The organism is Lampropedia cohaerens, assembly GCF_001005215.1.
In the GTDB taxonomy this organism is placed as follows: Bacteria; Pseudomonadota; Gammaproteobacteria; order Burkholderiales; family Burkholderiaceae_C; genus Lampropedia; species Lampropedia cohaerens.
This window is the reverse complement of the sequence record NZ_LBNQ01000033.1, coordinates 125,607-148,519: the sequence shown is the minus strand read 5'-3', so window position 1 is coordinate 148,519 and position 22,913 is coordinate 125,607. Positions and strand designations below refer to the sequence as shown.

The 22,913-nt window shown below is 62.7% G+C and carries 18 protein-coding genes; 5 read left to right on the top strand and 13 right to left on the bottom strand.

Annotation, left to right across the window (positions count from 1 at the left end):
• Window positions 1-3: 3 nt before the first annotated feature.
• From cas1e to rimP, 13 genes are read right to left on the bottom strand one after another with little or no spacing between them, the layout of a single operon-like run.
• Window positions 4-918, bottom strand: coding sequence for a type I-E CRISPR-associated endonuclease Cas1e (gene cas1e / locus AAV94_RS11120; RefSeq protein WP_197408061.1), 915 nt, complete (start codon window positions 916-918; stop codon window positions 4-6).
• Between the two features lie 13 nt (window positions 919-931).
• A complete protein-coding gene (gene cas6e / locus AAV94_RS11115; protein ID WP_046742309.1) occupies window positions 932-1,552 on the bottom strand; it encodes a type I-E CRISPR-associated protein Cas6/Cse3/CasE in 621 nt (206 codons plus the stop codon).
• Complete coding sequence (cas5e, locus tag AAV94_RS11110) at window positions 1,527-2,228, bottom strand: type I-E CRISPR-associated protein Cas5/CasD (RefSeq protein ID WP_046742308.1); 702 nt, start codon at window positions 2,226-2,228, stop codon at window positions 1,527-1,529. The genes cas6e and cas5e overlap by 26 nt, the downstream gene beginning before the upstream one ends.
• A 3-nt stretch (window positions 2,229-2,231) precedes the next feature.
• On the bottom strand, window positions 2,232-3,365 hold the full coding sequence (gene cas7e / locus AAV94_RS11105; RefSeq protein ID WP_046742307.1) for a type I-E CRISPR-associated protein Cas7/Cse4/CasC: 1,134 nt from the start codon (window positions 3,363-3,365) through the stop codon (window positions 2,232-2,234).
• Between the two features lie 11 nt (window positions 3,366-3,376).
• The gene (gene casB / locus AAV94_RS11100) at window positions 3,377-3,925 is read right to left on the bottom strand and encodes a type I-E CRISPR-associated protein Cse2/CasB (RefSeq protein WP_046742306.1); all 549 of its coding nucleotides are present in this window, start codon (window positions 3,923-3,925) and stop codon (window positions 3,377-3,379) included.
• Window positions 3,922-5,481, bottom strand: a complete 1,560-nt coding sequence (casA, locus tag AAV94_RS11095) for a type I-E CRISPR-associated protein Cse1/CasA (RefSeq protein ID WP_046742305.1) — start codon at window positions 5,479-5,481, stop codon at window positions 3,922-3,924. Before casA ends, casB begins: the two co-directional genes overlap by 4 nt.
• Window positions 5,478-8,240 (bottom strand): CRISPR-associated helicase Cas3', encoded by a 2,763-nt coding sequence (gene cas3, locus AAV94_RS11090; protein WP_231731366.1) that lies wholly within the window; start codon window positions 8,238-8,240, stop codon window positions 5,478-5,480. Before cas3 ends, casA begins: the two co-directional genes overlap by 4 nt.
• 28 nt (window positions 8,241-8,268) lie before the next feature.
• On the bottom strand, window positions 8,269-10,101 hold the full coding sequence (typA, locus tag AAV94_RS11085) for a translational GTPase TypA (protein ID WP_046742303.1): 1,833 nt from the start codon (window positions 10,099-10,101) through the stop codon (window positions 8,269-8,271).
• A 27-nt stretch (window positions 10,102-10,128) separates the two neighbouring features.
• Window positions 10,129-11,133 carry a tRNA pseudouridine(55) synthase TruB gene (truB, locus tag AAV94_RS11080; RefSeq protein ID WP_046742302.1) on the bottom strand — a complete coding sequence of 335 codons (1,005 nt, stop codon included), beginning with the start codon at window positions 11,131-11,133 and terminating at the stop codon, window positions 10,129-10,131.
• A 2-nt stretch (window positions 11,134-11,135) separates the two neighbouring features.
• Window positions 11,136-11,516, bottom strand: coding sequence for a 30S ribosome-binding factor RbfA (gene rbfA, locus AAV94_RS11075; protein ID WP_046742301.1), 381 nt, complete (start codon window positions 11,514-11,516; stop codon window positions 11,136-11,138).
• 17 nt (window positions 11,517-11,533) lie between these two features.
• The gene (infB, locus tag AAV94_RS11070; protein ID WP_046742300.1) at window positions 11,534-14,368 is read right to left on the bottom strand and encodes a translation initiation factor IF-2; all 2,835 of its coding nucleotides are present in this window, start codon (window positions 14,366-14,368) and stop codon (window positions 11,534-11,536) included.
• Between the two features lie 25 nt (window positions 14,369-14,393).
• Window positions 14,394-15,899 (bottom strand): transcription termination factor NusA, encoded by a 1,506-nt coding sequence (gene nusA / locus AAV94_RS11065; protein WP_046742299.1) that lies wholly within the window; start codon window positions 15,897-15,899, stop codon window positions 14,394-14,396.
• 51 nt (window positions 15,900-15,950) lie between these two features.
• Window positions 15,951-16,538 carry a ribosome maturation factor RimP gene (rimP, locus tag AAV94_RS11060; protein WP_046742389.1) on the bottom strand — a complete coding sequence of 196 codons (588 nt, stop codon included), beginning with the start codon at window positions 16,536-16,538 and terminating at the stop codon, window positions 15,951-15,953.
• 487 nt (window positions 16,539-17,025) lie between these two features.
• Between rimP and AAV94_RS11055 the strand changes: the two genes are divergently transcribed.
• The 5 genes from AAV94_RS11055 to AAV94_RS11035 all read left to right on the top strand — a co-directional run bounded on the left by AAV94_RS11055 (window position 17,026) and on the right by AAV94_RS11035 (window position 22,879).
• The gene (locus AAV94_RS11055) at window positions 17,026-17,904 is read left to right on the top strand and encodes a dienelactone hydrolase family protein (RefSeq protein WP_046742298.1); all 879 of its coding nucleotides are present in this window, start codon (window positions 17,026-17,028) and stop codon (window positions 17,902-17,904) included.
• A gap of 112 nt (window positions 17,905-18,016) precedes the next feature.
• Complete coding sequence (locus tag AAV94_RS11050; RefSeq protein ID WP_046742297.1) at window positions 18,017-18,598, top strand: TetR/AcrR family transcriptional regulator; 582 nt, start codon at window positions 18,017-18,019, stop codon at window positions 18,596-18,598.
• A complete protein-coding gene (locus AAV94_RS11045) occupies window positions 18,595-20,277 on the top strand; it encodes an MFS transporter (protein ID WP_046742296.1) in 1,683 nt (560 codons plus the stop codon). Before AAV94_RS11050 ends, AAV94_RS11045 begins: the two co-directional genes overlap by 4 nt.
• Before the next feature lie 41 nt (window positions 20,278-20,318).
• Complete coding sequence (locus tag AAV94_RS11040) at window positions 20,319-21,461, top strand: HlyD family secretion protein (RefSeq protein WP_156454414.1); 1,143 nt, start codon at window positions 20,319-20,321, stop codon at window positions 21,459-21,461.
• A 2-nt stretch (window positions 21,462-21,463) separates the two neighbouring features.
• Window positions 21,464-22,879 carry an efflux transporter outer membrane subunit gene (locus AAV94_RS11035; protein ID WP_156454413.1) on the top strand — a complete coding sequence of 472 codons (1,416 nt, stop codon included), beginning with the start codon at window positions 21,464-21,466 and terminating at the stop codon, window positions 22,877-22,879.
• Window positions 22,880-22,913: the final 34 nt, after the last annotated feature.

The following is a 22,913-nucleotide window of genomic DNA, read 5'->3' as shown; positions in this document are numbered from 1 at the left end:
CTATTATTGCGTGCGATGTCCGGCGTCACCGATGCTTTCCGCATTCGGTATCGCTGGCGGTACCGACTCGGGCGGCGCTTCTGGCGGCTGTATTTCTCCAGCGGCCAATATCTCTTCAATGGTTGGAATGATGCGCCCAAGCAACTTGCTGCTGCGAAACAGGTCGCGGCACGCTACACGTACTTCGCGTTCGGGTTGCGGTGGCGATTTTGCAGCGACACGAAACGCAAGCGGCACCACGGTCTCAAACTTGAACAGGTCCGCGATGTCGTAAACGAACGACAACGGTTTGCCGGTGTGAATGAAGCCAACGGCTGGTGCATATCCAGCCGCCAGCACGGCCGCTTCGGTGATGCCGTAGAGGCACGACGTGGCAGCCGACAAGCAGCGGTTGGGGATATCGGCCGCATCCCACTGATGCCGGTCGTAATTGCGCGCGCGCCAGTTCACCTTGTATTGCTGGGCCAGCAGTTTGTAGGTCTCACGCACCCGCACGCCTTCAATACCGCGCAACTGCTCCACACTACGACGTTGGGGAGCAGGCTCGCCAAAGCGGAATTCATACATTTTCCGCACGACCTTCAGCCGCAAGTCGTCATCCAGTGCCAACTTGGCCTGATACAGCAAGCGATCCGCCCGTGCTCCGCCTGGCTGGCCGCTGGCATACAAGCGCACGCCCGACTCTCCAACCCACACCAACAGGGTTCCTACAGTGGAAGCCAGGTGCACGGCCGCATGCGAGACACGCGTGCCCGGCTCCAGCATGATGCATGCCACCGACCCCACAGGAATGTGCATGCGCACGCCGTTCTGGTCGATCACGACAAAGGCGCCATCCTGTACATCAATCTGACCGTACTGGATGAACACCATCGAAACACGGTCTTTCATCGGCAGAGGTTTGATGGGTGGGAGCATGGTGTAGGCGCCCCTATCTTCCCAACCGAGCCAAGCTCAACAAGCCGCAGCCAAATGCCTTTCCGGGACCAATCCCGTTCTGGATGGCATTGGCAAACGATGCGACATCGGTCGCGACGAGGTTGCCTTCATAACAAGCGCGTTGCAGGCTGATCACGTGTGTTTGCTTGCGCGCCTTGAGAACATCACTGGCGATCACCACGGCAGACTCGATCGAGAAGCCCTGTCGCTGACCCTGTTTACTCAGCCATTCCAGTTGCGCCTCTTGGGAAGCGATGCCATAGCGCTTTCTTTCACGCGCGACGGTTGGATTGGCCAACAACCGGAACCGGTAACGCTGCTGCGGCAGCAGCCAAGCGTGCAAGGTGAATGCCTTTTCCTCCGGCTCTCTTTTCAGATAGTTGGGCACGGCCTTCAAATGGCTCCAGTCCGCCGCCTCGCTGGATTGCACCAACAGCACCGGCAGTGCCTGCCAGTTGATCTGGGGTTCAAGGCGCCACAGGAAGCGTGGAGGTGTTTGCTCCTCGTTTTGCACAAAGGCGCGCACCAGGCTGCGATGCATGTCATAGGGATTCGCAAGATCACGCCGAACCTGCGCATTGCGGGGATCAAGCGTCAGCCGGGTCAGGTACATGCTTGACCTCCACAGTCAAAGTCACGGATTTCACAAAGCGGGGGCCAAAGCGGCGTTGCGCAAACGGTGCAACTGGCTGATCCAGCCGCACGGCCCCTTCGGTCGGGTGCTCAAGCACTACACGCAGAGTCACGGTGAGCGCATTTGCCTTTGGGTCAACCAGCAAGGGCCACTGCGCCAGAGCTTGCTCCAGTGGTGCTTGCACGACGGCATCGGGCAAATGCACGGGCAGCGACGGAACAAAACTTTTGCGGCCCAGCGCCAGGGGCCAGCACGGTTGCCTCAATGCGGTGTGAATGCGTTCGAGCAAGGCTTGCTCACCCTCTAAGCCGACAAGAAAAACCGCGTCAGACAGGTAAAAGCGCGGGCTGACTATCGGGTCCTTACGGAAGTCTCCACTCGCCGTGCGAACGGCTTGTCTCTGCCTCTTTAGATCTCGATCTCCGCCAATGGTCTGATAATCCCGCATCGGCACGCCTTCCCGGTCCACGCGCACGCCCATACGCAATGCGGCCAGATCATCTACGGGCTCGGCGCGATCACGCCCCAAGGCCGCGCAGACAAGGCCAAGTACACCGGATTTGGAAGGCTCCAGCTGGGTGTCGCGCTCATCGAAGCGACTGGTCGTGCCCCAGGCCTGCATGGGCCCTTGCAGGCGCAGCAGCAATGTGGCCATGCCTTATTCCCCCAGCTGCTGGTCGATCCGTTGACGCACCTTTTGTGTCAACTCCGCCAAGCTCGCGGCCTTGTCGCCCTTGTCATTCGGCCACTGTCCGGTGAGATCCAGATACAGCCATTGGTCGGCAGCGTCGGCATAGACGCTGGCCAGCTTGGTTTCGTAGGCGGCAAGCGCGGCCACTGATTGCTCGGTCAGTGCCTGGTCCTGCCTTGCGAAAACAGGCTTTTCGAACGCATTGGCCAGATTCAACGGCGTGGCATGTCGCACACTGACGCCAATGAACGCAGGCGGATTGTGTGCGGCGAAGCTGTTTTGTTTACCCGTTGGAATCGCCCGTGCCATGGCCTGGGTAAACGCAGCCACGGCGGAGAGTGCCAGCTCGCGGTCACCTTGCAGATTGCTGCGCAGCTTGTTCACGTCCAGCACGGCATAGCGGTAAAAAGTGGCGGAGTTGAATTCAACCTGGCCAATCATGCCGGCGCCGGTTTCGTCTTCATCGCCTTTGTCATCCACTGCTGTGAAGTAATCAAATTCGCGCTCCACGCGGTGGGTGCTGATGGCGTGGGCCACCTGGCAAGCGGCATCCTGGTTGACTGCGGGCAGGTCGGCCAGCATGCGCCCAAACAGCGCCACATCCACTGCCTTGCCGCCATTGAGCAGCGCTTTGGCCTGCTTGACGATCTCCGGCGGAATGGCCGCTTTGCTGTCTTTCTTGCTCTTCTTGTCGCCGCCTACGGGCAGGGCATCCCAATGCTGCTGAATCAGCTCGGCAAAGGCTGTTACCTCGTTTTCGCCGAGGAACAGCAGGTATTCGGTCTTGCCATCGTCCTTGAGTTTCAGGCCTGCGGCAGACAATGCTGCTTCAACTTTTGCCCTGGCTTCCTGCTGATCGCGCTCGGCGAGTTTTTCCAGCAGGAGGGTTTGCAGCTTCTTGGTACGAATGCCCCGGTTTTCGTGTGGCAACAAATCAAGCTCTGCCGCCGCAAGGCGGATGGCGCGCTTGAAACACTGGCTACTGACGCGCGCGCGGCGTTGGCCACCGAAGATGGCGTCCTTGGGCGCGCCGGTGTCATCGCGGTTGAGGTTGGAGGGCGCAAAGTTCTGGATCAGATGGAATTCTAGAAAAAGGCTCATGGTGTTTTCCTTTATGCCGCATTGGCGTGGTCAGTGGCTGCGTCGGGATCCGGGGAGGCTTCTTCATCCTGCGCGGCGCGATAGAAGTCACGCGCCCAGCGCTGGCGTAACGGGTCTGGATTGCGATTGGGGTTCATCCATACCGACAGGTCCTTCAACAAAGTGGCGTAATTCAACCCCATATCGTCCACGGCCAGCAAGCTGATGGCCTGGCGCAGGTAGTCGAAAATGTTTTCAGCATCGGCCTCCAGCAGCGCCACGAAGCGGTTTTCGATACTGGCGCTCCCGCGCTTGCGAAAGAGCTGCCCGAACGCACTGGCGAAACTTTGCGCCTGCTGCTTGGGGTGCCGCGCAAACAACGCGGCCACCGCATACAGTGCCAACCGCCGTGCGTCGCGCTCGTGCGCGGCTGCGCCAGCAAAACGTTCCACATAGGGGAAAGCCCTGGGATACGCCCCCGGCGCAAACGCGAGGCTGTGGCGCAAGGTTGCCAGCGCACCCCGGTCACGCTCGGCAAGCGTCGTCAAATACTGGATGAATCGTTCCGCAGGATCAGTCACGCAATGCTCTCCTCTGCGCTGACAGCGCGCTCAACCTTGGGCACCTGCTTGTTCAGCAGGCCATGAAAACGTGGCAGGAATTTGGCGTCCGCCCGCAAGGCGCGTGGCGATCGGCCCAATCCGACTACAACTCGGTCCCAGGCCTGCAAGGCGCTTTGGCGCAGTGCCACATTCCAGGCTAGGTCGGCGTCATCAAACATGCCTTGCCCCAGCCTATTCAGTACAGGCGACAAAGCCCGCTCAGCCGTTGAAAAATAGACGGATGCCAAGGGCCCACGTGCCAGCAAATCACGGGCTCGGCTGCGCGTATCTTTGCTGTCGGGATCGGGCAGCGTCTCGGCCAGCATGCGTGCGGCCAAGCCGCTCACATCCTTGAAGAGGCCTTCGGCACGATCGAGCAGAACGCGCAAATACCCAGCTCGATCGGTATCCTCCAGCAACGCCACTGGCAAACTGACCTGCTCGGCGCGCCAACGCAACAACTTGGCCTGATCGCTGGCCAAGCCGGCAACCAACAGTGGCTGGTAGGGGTGTTCATCGCTAATTTGCCGATGCCCGTCCATTGCATATCCCAGAACGGCCGGAGGTTGGCTTTGCTTGTCGGGATTGGGCAAAAGCGCAGGCAAATCACGCCAAAGCGCGCGCCCGTCCACAAAGGTCAGCCGCACCAATCCATTGCTTCCCGCTCGGAAAGCGGCCATGGGATCGGGCGCATTCGGATCCTCCCCCAACGCCCAACCTGCAGCAAACCGCAACCAGCGAATGCGGCCATCCTCGTCGTCAGGCAACAGCAGCACTGCCCTGCTTTGCCGTGTGTACCGGTCATTGGCACCGGTGGCCAGCACTGGTGCTCCGCGAAGCTGCGCAATCGTCAACGGTTCTCGCTCCCAGGCAGGCAAATCCTCCTCCGCACCCTGCCTCGGCGAAGGATGCAATGCCAATGCCAATGTCTGCGCCAGCGTTTGCCCAACCGGGATAACTGCGGCGGTATTGACCAACGCGCCGGCCTTGTCGGCATCCCGCAAGGTTTTGACCAAGCCACCAGGCGTGAACTGCAAAAAACCCAGCAGAGTACGTATGGCAGCTGCCGGATCAATCGCCTCCGGCGCATTGTCCAGCGCATGGTCGAACACCACCGGGGTGTTGCCGCTGGCACTGGCCAGTGCTATTTGCGTCCATGGCTTGCGCTTTTCGCGCGTTTCCTCCGCCGTGGCCAATGCCGCCACTTGCAGAAAAGGGTGCTCTGGGTGGAAGAGCCAGAAACGTTCCCGCCAGTGCTCCAGGTAGTCCTGTATGGCAGGCACTGGCAACCCTTCCAGATACCACTGGGCCCGCTGCTTGTTGTTCCAGTGCCCGAACGCGCGGGTCATGGCGCGATGCACGATGGCCAGCAGCAAGCGGTACTGTGCAACCAGACTGGGGGGTGAGGTTTCTGCCAGCGCCGATATTTCCCCGCTGCGTCGGAATACCTCAAGCAGCCCAAGGTCCACCACACTGCCATCGGTCAACCTTGCGGGCAACCATGGCTTGTCCAGCACATTGAACGCTTTGCTCATTGCTTTCCTCCATCCGTCAAACTGACTGGCTCCAAGACAAGCCCCAGTTCCTTATCCAACTTGATGCACAACTTGTCCAGCGTGTAACAACCATCATTCAAAACCAGCGGGTAGAAGTAGCGCAGCAAGCCGTTCTCGGCAAACGAGGCGGGCAACGCCCCGCAACCACCTGTCTGGAAGTGCCTGACGATGGCGGGCTTGGAAACACTGACCTGCCGGTTGTACAGCTGCCGCGCGGTCGCGTTATCCAGCATCTGATCGGGCTGGAAGATGCAGTCGCCGACCTTCCACCCCTCAGCGGTTTTCTCCACAGGGATCAGCGTGACGGAATCACGCCCCAGACGGGTCTTGTTGCGAATATCGTCGCCTTCCTCGTTGCCACGCGGTTTCCCGTTGTAGGCCTCGCCCAAATCAACCGAGCTGTCCAGCGTGGCGTTCAGGGCTTGTTGTCGTTGCCTTTTTTCGTTGGCCAGATGTTCGCCATAGGCTGCAAGTTCGATGCTGTCCTGCACACTCTGCGCCAACCCTTCCGGTAGCGGGTCGCTTCCATACACCCATTGCACAAGCCGGTCGATATCCTCAGGAAGTTGAAGAAGGGTCTCGTGCTGCAATTTGGCCCAGGTGCGGCCAAGAATGTAGGGGTCGTATACAAAGCCCCAAGCCGTTTCTTCAAGGTCAGGAAATTCCGGCATCAAGCCCGCCACCCACAGCTGCGCGCGCGCATGGGATGGCGGACGTACTCGATCGGCGTGGCGGTGCAGCCTGCCGGCCCGCTGCAGCAACAAATCCACCGGCGCCAAATCGCTGAGCATGAAGTCGAAATCGATATCCAGAGACTGCTCGGCCACCTGGGTAGCAACCAACAATGCGCGTTGAGGACGGGTTTCCGTGGCGCCGAATTTTTCGAGCACCCGCTGCTCAAGCCTGCGCCGATCATCGGCGGGAAAGCGCGCGTGAAACAGCAGCAATTCTGTGGCCGTACCCTGCAACCGCTCACGCAGCATGCGGTACAAGGCCTGCGCCCGATCTACGGTGTTGACGATCAAGGCGCCGCAACCGCCGCCAGCCAATTGCTCCACGGCCGTATCTGCCATGTCTTCGAGCTGCGTGCCCAATCCATGCAGGTGGATTGGAGGCAATGTCCGTGCGGAAAATGTGTCTCCACGCACACCCACATCATCGGCCAGCAGCACGCGGGGATACGGCAGTTCTGGCACATCATTGGCAGCCACGTTCCATGCAGCCAACAACTCATCTCTGCGCGCACGCGGCAAGGTGGCGCTCATCAGCACCACCGAACTGCCCGCTGCCTTGAGCCACTGCAGCAAGACAACGATCAGCCCGCTGGTGTAGGTGTCATAGGCGTGCACTTCGTCGAGCACCACCACGCGATTGGACAGGCCCCACAGCCGCACAAAATGGTGTTTGACGTTCAACGTACAAAGCAATGCCTGATCCACCGTCCCAACGCCGTAGGGCGAAAGCAGCGGTCGCCTGCGCTGCGCAAACCATGCCGACGCCGACAGCGCCGCTTCGCAGGAGTGATCGATGCCTCTCAGGCGCACCACATCTTCGTTCATTGCCGCGCCACCATGCACCAGCTGAATATCGGTCGGCTTTTCGACGAAGCGCTGGAGAAACCTTTGCACCCGCCGAAACATCGCGTTGCCCGTTGCCTGGGTAGGCAGCGCCACATACAGGCCGCGATGCGCGTTGATCGCCTGCAGTCGCAGATGGGCCAGAAACGCCAGCTCGGTCTTGCCTTCTCCCATGGGCGCTTCGACTAACAACAGCGCTGGGCCTTGCGCTGCTTTCAGCAACGCATCGCCGACTGATTGCAAAGGGCGTGCAGACAAGGACTCCTGCCCTGCAACACGGGCCAATAAGTCACTTGTCGGAGCATCCTGTCTGAGCAGAACCTGCATGGCACGCCAGCCGATATGCGCAAGCGCTGCGCGCGCGAGTTGCCTGGCATGCAGGAAGTAGTCCGACAGCGCATCATGGCCGCGCTCGCCCAGCGGAAACCATTCCGGATTCGAGGCAATCCAGTCGGCAGCGCTGGTCAATCCCGCCAGCCAATTCACGGTTGTCAGATTCAAGGTCTCACTGTGCGGCACACCTTGTGGCGACAGAGTCCGCCAATACGCATCAAACAGCGCCTGGCGCGCCTGTGCCCACGGTTTGGGCTCGTTGAAAGGCCTGCCGCCATCCACTTCGGAAGAAAGGAAGTGGTAACCGTGATGCGCGCTGATCGCCTGCACCACCTTCGTGCACCAATCGCGTTCAGCACCGCTGGCTTTGCGAAGCAGCGGCCCCAGGATGGCCGCCGTGGCACAGGCGTGGTTATCGACTGTGCAGGCAGAAGGAGGGAAGGCCAGGCCCTGCGCGATGTCCGCCAGTTTTCCTGCTTCCCATTTCGCCTGGAATCCGGGGATGGCCTTGCCAAAATCATGCAGGCCAACGATGGTCGCTACCCAGCGAGGGACAAGATCGGCGGGCAACCCCATTTGTGACGCCGCCCAACGCATGCCAGCCGAAGACTCCAGCTCCAGAATGCATTCCGCAACGGCGGCCACATCCAACAAGTGCGACAACAGACCATGCCGCCCTCCCGCTTCACCACTTTTGGCCCATAAAACACGTGTCTGCGGCGGAAGGCTGGAGTAACGCATGGATGCATTTTTTAACACATATTGCTGCGAATTTTCATAAAAAAAGGCAGAACCACGTTCTGCCTTCATGCTGTTTTCCAGCCCCACTTTCCAAGCGGCGTGGAGGCCTGCTCCCTTACGCCAGCGCCGAGTTCTTGGCGCGCTTGCGCTCGTGTTCCTTGAGATGCTTCTTGCGCAGGCGGATGGATTTCGGGGTGATCTCCACCAGCTCGTCGTCGTCGATGAATTCCACCGCGTATTCGAGCGTCAGCTCAATGGGAGGCGTGATCTTGATGGCATCTTCCTTGCCGCTGACACGGAAGTTGGTCAGCTGCTTGGTCCGCGTGGCATTGACGACGAGGTCGTTGTCGCGGCTGTGGATGCCCACGATCATACCCTCATAGACCGGGTCACCCGGCTTGACGAACATGCGGCCGCGGTCGTCGAGCTTGCCCAGGGCATAGGTGATGATTTCGCCATCGTCCATCGAGATCAGCACGCCGTTCTTGCGCCCGCCAATCTCACCCGCATGCGGCTCGTAGCTGTCGAAGATGTTGGAGATCAGGCCCGAGCCACGTGTCAGGTTCAGAAACTCGTTGGTGAAACCGATCAACCCCCGAGCCGGAATGCGGTATTCCAGGCGCACCCGGCCGCGGCCGTCGGATTCCATGTTGACCAGCTCGCCCTTGCGCTCGCCCAGTGCCTGCATCACGCCGCCCTGGTGGCCTTCCTCGATGTCGGCCGTCACCAGCTCATAGGGCTCGTAGATCTGGCCATCGATTTCGCGGAACACCACACGCGGCTTGGACACCGCCAGCTCATAGCCTTCGCGGCGCATTTCCTCTAGCAGGATGGTCAAGTGCAGTTCACCGCGACCGGAGACTTCGAAGACGCCGTCTTCGTCGGTTTCCTTCACGCGCAGTGCGACATTGGAGCGCAACTCCTTCTGCAACCGGTCCCAGATCTGACGGCTGGTGACAAACTTGCCTTCGCGGCCCGCCAGCGGGCTGGTGTTGACGCAAAAGTTCATCGTCAGCGTGGGCTCGTCGATCTTGAGCATCGGCAGCGGCTGCGGCTTGGCCGGATCGGTGATCGTCTCGCCAATGCCGATGTTCTCGATGCCGTTGATGAGCACGATCTCGCTGGGGCCGGCTTCGCTGGCTTGCACGCGATCAAGCCCCTGGAAGGTCAGCACCTGATTGATTCTGCCCTTGTACGTCTCGCCGTCCAGACCCTTGGCAACCAGCACTTCCTGCCCCGGGCGGATAGTGCCCTGGGTGATGCGCCCCACGCCGATGCGGCCAACAAAGGTCGAATAATCCAGCGCGGAGATCTGCAGCTGCAGCGGTGCCTCGGCATCGCCACGCACCGATGGCACGTGCTTGAGAATGGTGTCAAACAGCGGTGCCATGCTGTCGCCCCAAGGCTGGCCAGGCTCGCCCTCTTCCAGCGAGGCCCAGCCGTTGATGCCGGAGGCATAGACGACCGGAAAATCCAGCTGCTCGTCGGTCGCGCCGAGCTTGTCGAACAGATCGAACGCGGCGTTGATCACCTTGTCGGGGTCGGCGCCGGGCTTGTCGACCTTGTTGACGACGACGATGGGCTTGAGGCCCAGTGCCAGCGCCTTCTTGGTCACGAAGCGCGTCTGCGGCATCGGCCCTTCCTGCGCGTCAATCAGCAGCACCACGCCATCGACCATGGACAGCGCGCGTTCGACCTCGCCGCCAAAGTCCGCGTGGCCAGGAGTGTCGAGGATGTTGATGTGCGTGCCCTGCCAGCTCACGGCGCAGTTCTTGGCGAGGATGGTGATGCCGCGCTCACGCTCAATGGCATGGCTGTCCATCACGGTGTCAACGACTTTCTCGTGCTCTGCAAAGGTGCCGCTTTGGCGCAGCAGTTGGTCGACCATGGTGGTCTTGCCATGGTCGACGTGGGCGATGATGGCAATGTTGCGAATTTCTTTGGTCATACGGTTGTCAAAATGGAAAAAGTGGATTCAATCAGCAGCCCGTGACAGCCTGGCGACTGCCGCACCCGCGTAGGGTGCTATCGCCTGCTGCTGCAGGATTTGCTGGATTTCCGGCACACTGAGCAGCCGGTCAGGGATGAGTTCACCTGCCTGCACATGCCCCATGCCCAGCAGGGCACGAGGCTGATCGCCAAACACGGCCACGGCCTTGGTATCGGCCCAGGCGCCGCGACGGCGCACGCCACTCAGGAAACGGCCCGCATCGTCCGGCGGCAATACGAGCTGTGGAAATGCCTGCAGCAGTGTCTCCACTGGCTGCACCAATTGCAGGCGCTGTTCCTCGGGCATGGCCTCAAGCTGCTCCAGACTCACGGCATCAGCAACATTCAGGCCACCGGTGGCCACGCGCCGCAGCATGGCGAGGTGCCCCCCACAACCCAACGCGTTGCCAATGTCCTCGCCCAGCGTGCGGATATAGGTGCCTTTGGAGCACACGACCCGCAGATGCAGGTGCGGTGCGTCCCCCTCCAACTGCATGGAGAGCAGTTCCAGCGCATGAATCTGCACGCGGCGCACCTCCCGCTCAACGGTTTCGCCCTCGCGGGCGTACTCGTACAAGGCCTTGCCGTCCTTCTTCAGGGCACTGTGCATGGGCGGCAGCTGCGCGATGGTGCCCATGAAATCATCCAGCACCTGCACCACCTGGCCAACCGAGCACTGCACGGGCCGTTGCTGCACCACTTCGCCCTCGGCGTCGGCAGTCGTGGTGTTCACGCCAAGCCGGACGATGGTTTCATAAGTTTTGTCGGCCTCCAGCTGCAGCTGGCTGAACTTGGTCGCCGCACCAAAGCACAGCGGCAGGATGCCGCTGGCCAGTGGATCCAACGTGCCGGTATGGCCCGCTTTCTCGGCACGCAGCAGCCATTTGGCCTTCTGCAGGGCCTGGTTGCTGGAAATTCCCAGGGGTTTGTCGAGCAGCAGGACCCCGTGCACAGGGCGCCGCTGCACCCTGACACGGGCAGGCGCGGTCATGCTTACTCCGTCTCGTCCTTGCCACGCGACTCGACCGCCTTGGCGATCAAGGCGTTCATGTCGGCGGCGCGCTCTGGCGTGCGGTCAAAAATGAAATGCAGGGTCGGCACTGTATGGATGTGCAGGCGCTTGAACAGGCCGTTGCGCAGAAAGCCTGCGGCCTGGTTGAGCGCTTCCACGGTTTCCTCGGCGCTGCCCACGAGCACACTGACAAAGACCTTGGCATGGGCGTAGTCAGGCGTGACCTCCACGCTCTGGATGGTCACCATGCCCACGCGCGGGTCCTTGAGCTCGCGCGCGATCAGCGCGCTCAGATCCCGCTGGATCTGATCGGCCACGCGGTAGCCGCGGTTGATGGTGGGATTTTTGCGCCTTGTTGCCATGGTGTCTGCCAGATCGCTTACAGCGTGCGTGCGATTTCCTTGATGTCAAAGAATTCGAGCTGGTCGCCTTCCTTGATGTCGTTGTAGTTGCGCAGCTTGATACCGCACTCGAAACCTTCGCGCACTTCCTTGACGTCCTCCTTGACGCGGCGCAGCGACTCCACCTCGCCGGTATACACCACGACATTGTCGCGCAACAGACGGAAGCGTGAATTGCGTGTGACGAAGCCGGAAGTGACGTAAGAGCCTGCAACTGTGCCGATCTTGGAGGCCACGAACACCGTGCGGATCTCGGCCGTGCCGGTGACTTCCTCGCGCTGCTCGGGCGCCAACATGCCGGACATCGCCGTCTTGAGCTCGTCCACCGCATCGTAAATGATGCTGTAGTAGCGAATGTCCACATCGTTGGCCTCGGCCAGCTTGCGCGCGCCGGCATCGGCACGCACGTTGAAACCGATGATGATGCCGCCGGAGGCAATGGCCAGGTTCACGTCCGATTCGCTGATGCCGCCCACGCCGGAGTAGACGATCTGCACCTTGACCTCGTCGGTCGAGAGCTTGAGCAGCGACTGCGACAGTGCCTCCTGTGAGCCCTGCACGTCAGCCTTGATGAGAATCGGCAGCGTCTTGACCTCACCGGCGGCCATGTCGGCAAACATGTTCTCCAGCTTGGCCGCCTGCTGCTTGGCCAGCTTGGTGTTGCGGAACTTGCCGGCGCGGTAGGTCGCCACCTCGCGGGCACGGCGCTCATCGGCCATGACCATGAACTCGTCACCGGCTTGCGGCACTTCCGTCAGACCCTGGATTTCCACCGGAATGGATGGACCAGCCGAGTCGGTGCGCTGGCCGTTCTCGTCGGTCATCGCACGCACACGGCCATAGGTCTGCCCGGCCAGCACGATATCACCCACCTTGAGCGTGCCGGACTGCACCAGCACCGTGGCCACCGGACCACGCCCCTTGTCGAGCTGGGCCTCGATCACCAGGCCCTTGGCCATGGCGTCGACCGGTGCTTTGAGCTCCAGGATTTCGGCCTGCAGCAGCACGTTCTCAAGCAGCTCGTCAATGCCCATGCCGGTCTTGGAGGAGACCGCAATGAAGGGCGAGTCACCGCCATACTCTTCCGGTACGACTTCTTCATTGACCAGCTCGCCCTTGACCTTCTCGATATTGGCCTCGGGCTTGTCGGCCTTGGTGATGGCAACCACGATGGGCACGCCGGCGGCCTTGGCATGCTTGATGGCCTCGCGCGTTTGCGGCATCACGCCGTCATCGGCGGCAACAACCAGAATAACGATATCGGTCGCCTGCGCCCCACGCGCACGCATGGCCGTGAATGCTTCGTGGCCCGGGGTGTCAAGGAAGGAGACGATGCCGCGCGGCGTCTTGACGTGGTAGGCGCCAATGTGCTGCGTAATGCCGCCCGCTTCGCCTGAAGCAACCTTGGAGCGGCGGATGTAGTCCAGCAGCGAGGTCTTGCCATGGTCGACGTGGCCCATCACGGTCACCACGGGTGCGCGCGGCAGCAGCTCGGCCTGGTATTGCGTGGCCTCGTCCTCGGTGAAGGCTTCGGGGTCGTCCAGCTGCGCCTGGATGGCGCGGTGGCCCATTTCCTCCACGATGATCATGGCCGTGTCCTGATCGAGCGGCTGGTTGATGGTGACCATCTGGCCCATCTTCATCAGCGTCTTGATCACTTCCGAGGCCTTGATCGCCATCTTGTGCGCCAACTCGGCAACCGTGATCGTCTCGGGCACGTACACATCCAGCACGCGCGTTTCGACCGGCTGCTGCGACTCGCTGCGACGGTGATCGTTGCCTCGGCCGTTGCGATCACCGCGACGGCCCTTCGATCCAGCGGCACGCCAGTTGTTACCACCGCGCCCGGTGATGCCGGTATCGCCTCGGGTCTTGATTTCCTTGCGCTTGGCGTCGTCGGATGCCCAGCTGGAAGCCAGTTCGGTGGACTTGACCTCCTTGACCCTGCGTCCGGCGGCTGCGCCTGCGGTTTTCTTGTCGCCCGTTTCGGGCTTGCTTAGCGTGCCCTTCTTGCTCTCGGGCTCTTCCGGCTTCTTGGCCACCAGCACCTTGCGGGGCGAAGCCACCATGGAGCGGATGGCTGCAGCTTCGGCCTCGGCCTTACGGCGGCGCTCCTGCAAGTCAGCGGCGCGCTTGGCCTCTTCTTCCTGGCGGCGGCGCGACTCTTCCTCGGCGGCGCGACGTGCTTCCTCCTGCTGACGCTGGCGCTGCTCGGCATCGCTCTTGTGTTCCTGCAGCACCTGCTGCTTCTCGGCCGCTTCGCGTGCCTTTTTCTCTGCCTCCTGGCGCAGGTATTCGGCAGCGCGCGCCTCCGCTTCACGCTCTTTCTGCTCGCGCGCTTCGCGCTCGCTGCGCTGACGCGCCAGATCCTCTTCCTGGCGGCGAATCAGCTCGGCATTGCGCAAGGCTTCGGCTTCACGACGCTGCAGCTCCTCCTGACTGACTTGGAGCTGCTGCGCCGGTTGCGCGCCAGTCTCGGCCGCCGGGGATGCAGCCACCGCTGGCGTCTCGGGCTCGTCGCGCTTGATGAACGTGCGCTTCTTTTTGGTCACCACGCTGATGGTGCGCGCCTTGCCGGTGGCATCGGACTGCTTGATGGCGCTGGTCGAGCGCTTGGTCAGCGTAATCTTCTTGCGGTCATCGGCGTGGCCAGTGACCGCCTGCAGGTGCGCCAACAGCTGCTGCTTATCGGCCTCGGTGACGGTATCGGTCACGGCATTCTTGGGCACGCCAGCCTCGCGCAGCTGCTGCAGCACGGTCTCCGCACTTTTGCCAAGCTCCACGGCCCACTCTTTAACGGTATTTGTCGACATAAATCTGCTTTGCCCTCCCTGTGCGTCAGGCCTGCTGCTCGGACTGCCCATCGCCCGTGAACCAGTGCTCACGCGCCTTCATGATCAATGCGGTGGCCGACTCCGCGTCCAGGCCACTGATCTCCACCAGTTCATCGGTAGCCAGATCGGCCAGGTCGTCGCGGGTAAAAACCTCGTGGTCGGCCAGCTTGGCCAGCAGGTCGGCATCCACGCCTTCCAGCTCACGCAAATCCTGCGCCACCTGCGACACGCGCTGCTCGCGCGCAATTTCCATCGTCAGCAGTGCATCCTTGGCGCGGGCACGCAGCTCGTTGACGGTTTCCTCGTCGAACTCCTCGATCTCCAGCATCTCCTGCAGCGGCACGTAGGCAATTTCCTCAAGCGTCGTAAAGCCTTCGGCAATCAACGTATCGGCAATCTCCTGGTCCACGTCGAGCTTGCTGGTGAACAACTCGCGAATTTGCTGGTTCTCGCTGGCCTGCTTCTCGGCAGACTCGTTCGGATCCATGATGTTGATCTTCCAGCCGGTCAGATCGGAGGCCAGGCGCACGTTCTGCCCGCCGCGTCCGATGGCGTTGGCCAGATTTTCCTCATCCACGACGACGTCCATCGCATGAGTTTCCTCGTCCACGTAGATGGACTGGACCTGCGCAGGCGAAAGCGCGCCGATGACGAATTCGGCCGGATCCTCGGACCAGAGCACCACATCGATCTTCTCGCCCGCCAGCTCATTGGTGACCGCCGTCACGCGCGAGGCGCGCATACCCACGCTGGTGCCGATCGGATCAACACGGGGATCGTGCGAGACCACGGCAATCTTGGCGCGCGATCCGGGATCGCGTGCGCAGGACTTGATCTCCACCACACCCTGGCCGATTTCCGGCACCTCGTTGCGAAACAACTCAACCATGAACTCCGGGGCCGTGCGCGAGAGCAAGATGGCCGGCCCCCGTAGCTCGGGATTGACTTCCATGATCATCGCCCGCACGCGATCGCCCGTGCGCAGATTCTCCTTCGGGATCATCTGCGAGCGGCGCAGGCGCGCTTCGATGCGCCCACTTTCCACAATCGCGTCGCCGCTCTTGTCGATGCGCTTGATGGTGCCAGTGAAGATCTTGTCGCCATGCGAGAGGAAGTCATTGAGCAGCATCTCGCGCTCGGCTTCCCGGATCTTCTGCAGGATGACCTGCTTGGCGGCCATGGCGCCGATGCGGCCGATCGGAATCGATTCAACCGGCTCTTCAATGTAATCACCCACCTGCAGCGAGGGGTCACGCTCCTGCGCATCCATCAGCAGCTCTTCGGCATCCGGATTCTGCAGGCCAGCCTCGTCGGGCACGACCAGCCAGCGGCGAAACGTCTCGTAGTCGCCGCTGTCGCGATCGATCACCACACGCAAATCGACATCTTCCTTGTAGAGCTTCTTGGTGGCCTGCGCCAGCGCAGATTCGATGGCGCCAAACACCACATCGCGCTCGACGTTCTTCTCCAGCGAGATGGCATCCACCAACAACAACAATTCGCGATTCATGCAACACTCCTGCGGCCCAAGGCCCATCTAGCTATTTGTTATTCACCCACATCAGCGCCTGCGCGCCTGGCCCTTGAAGTCCACGATGGGCGCAAGCCGCACTTCCTTGACTTCTTCCAGCGTAAAGCCCAGCGACTGCGCCGGCGGGGGCACGTAATTCTTGCTGACCTTCTGACCAGGCTTGCGCTGGGGCGCATCCACCCAGACCACCTGCCAGCCCTCGCCTTCGCCAGGCTGCAGCTCACCGCGAAACCGCTTGCGACTGGCGCTGACCTGGCCCTGCGCAGCAGCGCCTATGGGCTGCTTGAGCACGACGTCAACCACATGCCCGGTAAAACGCCTCAGATCGCGCGCATCGCGCAACAGGCGATCAATACCGGGCGACGAGACCTCCAGGCGGGTGTAATCCACCCCTTCCACTTCCAGCGCAAACTGCAGCTGGCGCGTGACGGTCTCGCAGTCCTCCACCGTGATCGACGCTGCAGGCTGCAGCTGCGGCGACGCCGCATCACCGGCCTGAGGCTCCTGCCAGGGCACATCAATGGTCACGCGCAGCAGCCCCCCGGCAGAGCGCTCAACCTCCACCAAATCAAATCCCAGACCCACAACGGTCTGCTCGATCACCTGCTGCAATGCCAAACTGCTCATCCTTTTTTTGTGAACCGCCAAACCATCCGTTGCCCAATAGCGGCGTCCCATAAAACAAAACCCGAAGGTGGCAAAACCCCGGGTCAGTCAGTGCTCTTTTGCACTCCATGAAATCGCGCCTGCCAGCGCAGCAAGCTGCTGCGCAGACCGGAACGCCCCATGGCCAATCCCTTCGCTTCCAACCTTTGCCTGCGCCACTCGGTCTCAGACAGCGCGGCCAAAAAACAAAAATGGGCGGAAAGCCACCTTGCCGCCCAATCGTCTACCTACTTGTTCTTTTGGTCGAAAGCAAAACAGCGCGCATTCTACGCCCAAATCAGCCCGCTGCCAAGCCATTGTATTGCGCCAGTAAATGGCGCACTGATGTCTACTGCGCCAATAGGTGACGCCCCCAAGTCGACCAAAGCGACATGCGGCAGAATGGTTCGCAGCAGCCAACCCGCGCTGCAGCAACCCTCTCTGCATGGAGTGCTTTCCTATGTCCTCGCACGACCTCAACGTTGGCAGCGTTCTGCCTCCTCTGGATCTGACACGTCGCGGCTTTATCGTCACCTCCCTGGTCAGCGGTTTTGCCGCGTCGGCTGGCGCCGCAAACACCCAGACGGCCATCCAGACATCCACTGAAGGGTTGACTGCCGGTGAAGTGAAGATTCCCGCCGCCGGCGGGCAAATGCCCGCCTACCGGGCCGCGCCAGCGGGCCAGCATAACCTTCCCGTCGTTCTGGTGATCCAGGAGATCTTTGGCGTGCACGAGCACATCAAGGATGTCTGCCGGCGCCTGGCCAAGGCCAGCTATCTGGCGATCGCACCCGAGCTGTTCGCCCGCCAGGGCGATCCATCCGCCTACCAGGACATCCCGTCGCTGATCCGCGAGCTGGTCAGCCAGGTGCCTGACGCACAGGTCATGCAGGATCTGGACGCCACCGTCGCCTGGGCAGCCTCGCAGGGCGGGAATACGAGTCGCCTGGGCATCACCGGCTTCTGCTGGGGCGGCCGAATCACCTGGCTTTACGCTGCGCACAATCCGGGCGTGAAAGCGGGGGTGGCCTGGTATGGACGCCTACAGGGCGAGTCCAGCGCATTGCAACCCCACCATCCCATCGATGTCGTGGACCGACTCCATGCGCCCGTGCTGGGACTGTACGGCGGCCAGGATACCGGCATTCCACTGGAATCCGTCGCCGCCATGCAAACGGCCCTGGCCAGCGGATCACCGGCGGCCCAGGCATCCCGGTTCGTGGTCTACCAGGATGCGCCGCATGCCTTCCATGCCGACTATCGGTCCAGTTACCGCAAGCAGGCCGCCGAAGATGGCTGGAAGCAATGCCTGGCATGGTTTGACGCGCACCTGAACTGAACGCACGAGCAACCGCGCCGCCGGACGCGCTGTGAAGGGCTCGGCGCGGTCCGCAGCCGATGCGCAATGGCGCGTCGCACATATCGGACAAAAATGTCCGATAATTCGGGCCATGCGAAACAAACGCCCCGATGCCGCCACGCGCCGCAGCCAGTTGCTGGATGCGGCCGATGCCGTATTCAGCGCGCACGGCGTGCATGCGCCGCTGGAATTGATTGTGGAAAAGGCAGGCGTGGGGCGAGCCACGCTTTACCGGCAGTTTCCGGACCGCGAGGCCATCTTGCTGGCGCTGATGGAGCGCATGGTCGAGCGCTTGCACGAGAAAGCGCGCAGCGTGCAGGACCACGACGACGCGTTCTTTGTGCTGCTGCAGTATCTGGCCAACCGGATCGTGGAGTCGCCCGTACTGTCCGATTACTGGCGCACCGTGGGTTTGCGGGACCCCCGCTTCATGCCGGCACGTCAGCGCGCCTGGGACGCCTTTGCGCCGGCACTCACACGCGCCAAGGCCGCAGGCCTGCTGCGTGATGATGTGCAGCCAAGCGACCTGAGCCTGCTCTCTGGCATGCTGGGGGCGGCGCTACGCGGCGCCGATGAGGCGCAGCGCAGGCAGTACGCCCAGCGCGCACTGGACTTTCTGATGCATGGCCTGCGCCCGCGCCCGCCTGCCGACAAGGACGGTGCGCACGGATGAATGCCCCGGTCTACCTGCGGCGCCCGCCCGATTGGGAGGAGCACGAAAAGCCCGCCCTGCCCGGCTCGCCTGCCATGCCGTGGCATGCCCCGTGGGAGCGCGCCTGCTACGCGCTGGTGGCCATTCTCGTCGGCCTCACGGGCGGCCTGGGCAACGCGCTGTTCACGGCCAACATGCCTACCATCCAGGGCCAGCTAAGCCTCGCGCCCACCGAGGCCCTGTGGCTGCAGGGCGCCTACGTCACCTTCAACGCCACGGCCAATCTGCTGGTCTACAAGTTCCGCCAGCAATATGGCATGCGGCTGTTCACCGAGATCGGACTGGGTGTCTATGCACTGCTGTCGGTGCTGCATCTGGTCTGGGGCAGCCCCCACAGCTTGCTATGGCTGCGCGCAGCCAGCGGGATGGTCGCGGCCACCTGCACCACCCTGGCGCTGCTATACATGCTGCAGGCATTGCCCAGAAAGCACGTGGCCAGGATGGTGATCGTCGGCGTTGGCATCTCGCAGCTGGCCACGCCACTGGCATGGGTGCTCTCACCCAGTCTGCTCGCGCACGGCAACTGGCAGAACCTCTACCTGTTCGAGGCAGGGCTGGCGTTGGTGGCGTTCGCGGCGGTGGTGGTGCTCAAGCTGCCCACCGGCCTGTACATCCAGAGTTTCGAGCCGCTGGACTTTCTGACCATGGCGCTGCTGATTCCCGGCGTCGGGCTGCTGGTGGCGGTACTGCTGCAGGGCACGACGCGCTGGTGGTTGAGCGACCCGTTGCTCGGCTGGATGCTTGCCGGCGCGATCGGGCTGCTGGGGGCCGGGTTCTGCTTGGAGCATCACCGCCGCAATCCCCTGCTGCAAACGCGCTGGTATCTCCAGGCAGGGACCGTGCGGTTCATCGTCGGGGCACTCATCCTGCGCTTTCTGACCTCGGAACAGAATTACGGCGTGGTGGGAATGATGCGCATGCTCGGCATGAGCGTGGAGCAGATGCAACCGCTCTTCCTCGTGATTCTGTCGGGAATGGTGCTTGGCATCGCCGTATCGGCGCTGACCTTCAAGCTTGACAACATGCGCCTGCAACTGGTCGCAGCGGCAGCGTTGCTGGGCATCGCCGCTTTTCTTGATGCGGGCCGCAGCAGCCTGGATCGCCCCGCCGACCTGTTTCTCAGCCAGTTCCTTGCGGCGCTGGGCGCTGGCGTATTCATGGGCCCCATGCTGCTTCAGGGCATATTGATGGCCCTGCGGCATGGCCCAAACCACATGGTGACGGTGATCGTCACCATTTCGTTGACGCAGTCGCTGGGGGGGCTGGCAGGCGCGGCCGCGCTGGGCACCTATCAGGCGCACCGCGAGCAGGTGTACTCCAGCCTGATCACTGCGCACATGGTGCCGACCGATCCGCAGGTGAGCGCGCGCCTGCAACTGCAGCAGCAGGCGATGACCAGCCAGTTGACCGACCCGGTGCTGCGCGCCGCTCGGGCCCGTGCACAACTGGCACAGGTGGCCAGGCGCGAGGCCAACGTGCGGGCCTACGCCGACGTGTTCCGTGCGCTTGCCACCATTGCTGTCGGCTACCTGATCTGGTCCTTGCTGATGGTGCCCAGCCTGGAACGTCTTGCCGCCAGGATTCAGGCCGGCTCCGAGGCTGGAGGGCCGTCGGCACGTGCCAGCGCGCCCTCTGCATGAGCCCGTCTGGCCCGCATTGCTTATTTTTCCTTGTAAGAACCATGACCACTTCTTCCACGCCTTCGGCACCTGCCCCGGCCGCCTCTAACGGCCCGACCGCGCCCATGCCCAAGAAGATCCGCCCGTCCTTGCCCAGTGTGCTAGCAATGCTCGGAGTGGCGTTGCTGGGGATGATGCTGGTGCTGCGTGCCTGGCAGATCGGGCCATTTCACGATCCAGTCGTCGCGACGGACAATGCCTATGTGCATGGGCAGATCACGGTCCTTGCGCCACAGGTCAGCGGCTATGTGACAGAGGTTCTGGTGCAGGACTACGCACCCGTGCACGCGGGCCAGCCGCTGGTACGCATTGATGCCCGCAGCTATGCCGCCAAGCTCGCCCAGGCCCAGGCGCAGCTGGCCAGCGCACAAGCCCAACTCGCCAACTCGGCGCAGGCCATGGAACAGGATCGCGCGGCCCTGCAGGCCAACCGCGCCAGCCTGGCGGCCGTGACCGCCGAAGCCGAGCGCGCGCAGGCCGAACTGCATCGCGTGCAGCAATTGGCCGAGCGCGGCTCGGTCTCGCTCAACGAGCGGGACCGTGTGCGTGCCGCCGCGCGGCTGGCCACGGCAAACGTGGAAAAGGCCCACGCCGAAATCGCCATCGGCGAACAGAAGATCAAGGCCACCACGATCAACCGCAGCGCACTTGAGGCATCGGTGCAGATGGCTCAGGCGCAGCTGCAGCAGGCCCGCATCGACCTGGACAACACCACCGTTTATGCGCCCAGTGATGGCCAGGTCAGCGAGGTTGGCGTGCGCACGGGTCAATATGTCACAGCAGGCAGCCAGCTGCTGTTTGTCGTGCCACCGCACACGTGGGTGGTTGCCAACTTCAAGGAGACGCAGACCGCGCGCATCGCCCTAGGGCAGCGCGCCTACTTCACCGTCGATGCGCTCGAGGGCGCACGCCTGAACGGCCACGTTGTGGAGATCGCACCCGCAACCGGATCGGAATTCAGCGTACTCAAGGCCGACAACGTCACGGGCAACTTCACCAAGGTGGTACAGCGGCTGCCGGTCAAGATCGCCATCGATCCCGGACAACCGTTGGCCGCGCGCCTGCGGCCAGGCATGTCGGTAGTGGCGCATGTCGATACCGCCGACACGCCGCATACCGCCCAGCCACACGCGCAGCAGCTATGAAGATGCCATCGCCCCGCATTCGCCACACCTGCGCCGCAGCAATCGCGGTCGGCCTGCTCAGCGCCTGCGCACCGCTGCCTCGCCCGCTGCCGCAGGACGCCGAAGTATCCCTGCCGGCACGCTGGACACGCACCGCACAGGAGGCCAGCCGCTCGCAGCCGCCCAGTGCCGCCATCGAAACTGGCTGGTGGCGGCAACTCGGGGATACCGAGCTCGACGCACTGGTTGCGCAGGCACTGGCGCACAACAGCGACCTAGGCGCTGCCATGGCGCGGGTGGAGCAGGCCCGCGCCAACTTCGCCAGCGCCGAGGCGGCAGCATGGCCCAGCCTGAACGCCAGTGCCGGCGTGCAAGCGGGCCGCAACGCCGGCGCCGCTGGCATGGCGCTGACGCGCTCGACCCAGGCTGGTCTGCAGGCCAGCTGGGAGCCTGATCTTTGGCAGCGCATCACGCAGCAGAGCCAGGCTGCCGCGCAGCGTCTGCAGGCCAGCCAGGCGGACCGCGACGCCGTCGCACTGGCCGTCACTGCCAGCACCGTGCGAGGCTACATTGACCTGCGTGCACTGCAGGCGCAGCGGGAAATCGCCGTCCGTACCGTGCAGTCACGCCGGCAGTCCTTGGCACTGGCGCAGGAGCAGCGCCGTGTGGGCTACATCTCACAATGGCAACTCACGCAGGCAGAGGCCGAACTGGAAGGCGTGCAGCAGCAGGTCGCACAGCTGGACGGGGCGATCCAACAGCAGCTCAGCGCACTGGGCGTTCTGCTGGGGCAACCCGGGTTACAGCTGCCACCGGCCGGCGGTGGCGAGGGCCTGCAGGCGCTGCAATTGCTGCCGGTGCCTGACAGTCTGCCTTCTCAGTTGCTGGAGCGCCGTGCCGATATCGCCAGTGCACGGCACTTGCTACTGGCTGCAGACCACAGCCTTGAAGCGCAACGCGCCGCATTCTTGCCCCAGGTACAGCTCAGCGCCAGCGCAGGCAGCCTGCTGGTCAATTCGCTGGACTACAACCCGGCAACCCTGTGGAGCCTGGGCGGCAGCCTGCTGGCACCGCTGTTTGACGCGGGGCGCCGCCAGGCCCAGTTTGATGCTGCCACTGCGCAACGCGACCAGGCCGCCTGGGCCTATCGCCACGCCGTGCTGTCGGCCTTCGCCGATGTCGAGACGGCACTGACGGGCTCGGTGCAGCTGGCGCGGCAGATGGACCATGCCCTGCGCCGCCGCGACGTGCTGCAGCGCTCGCTGGCCCACGCGCACGAGCGCTATCTGGCCGGCTACGCTTCCTACCTGGAAGAGCTGGATGCCCAGCGCAACCTGTTTCAGGCCGAGCTGGCCGTTGTCCAGCTGTATCAGGCGCAATTGAGCAACCGCGTCGCGCTGTACCAGGCTCTGGGAGGCGGCTGGAGCGCCCAGCCTTGACAGCTACCGCTGCCGCCACCACCCCTGCCAGAGC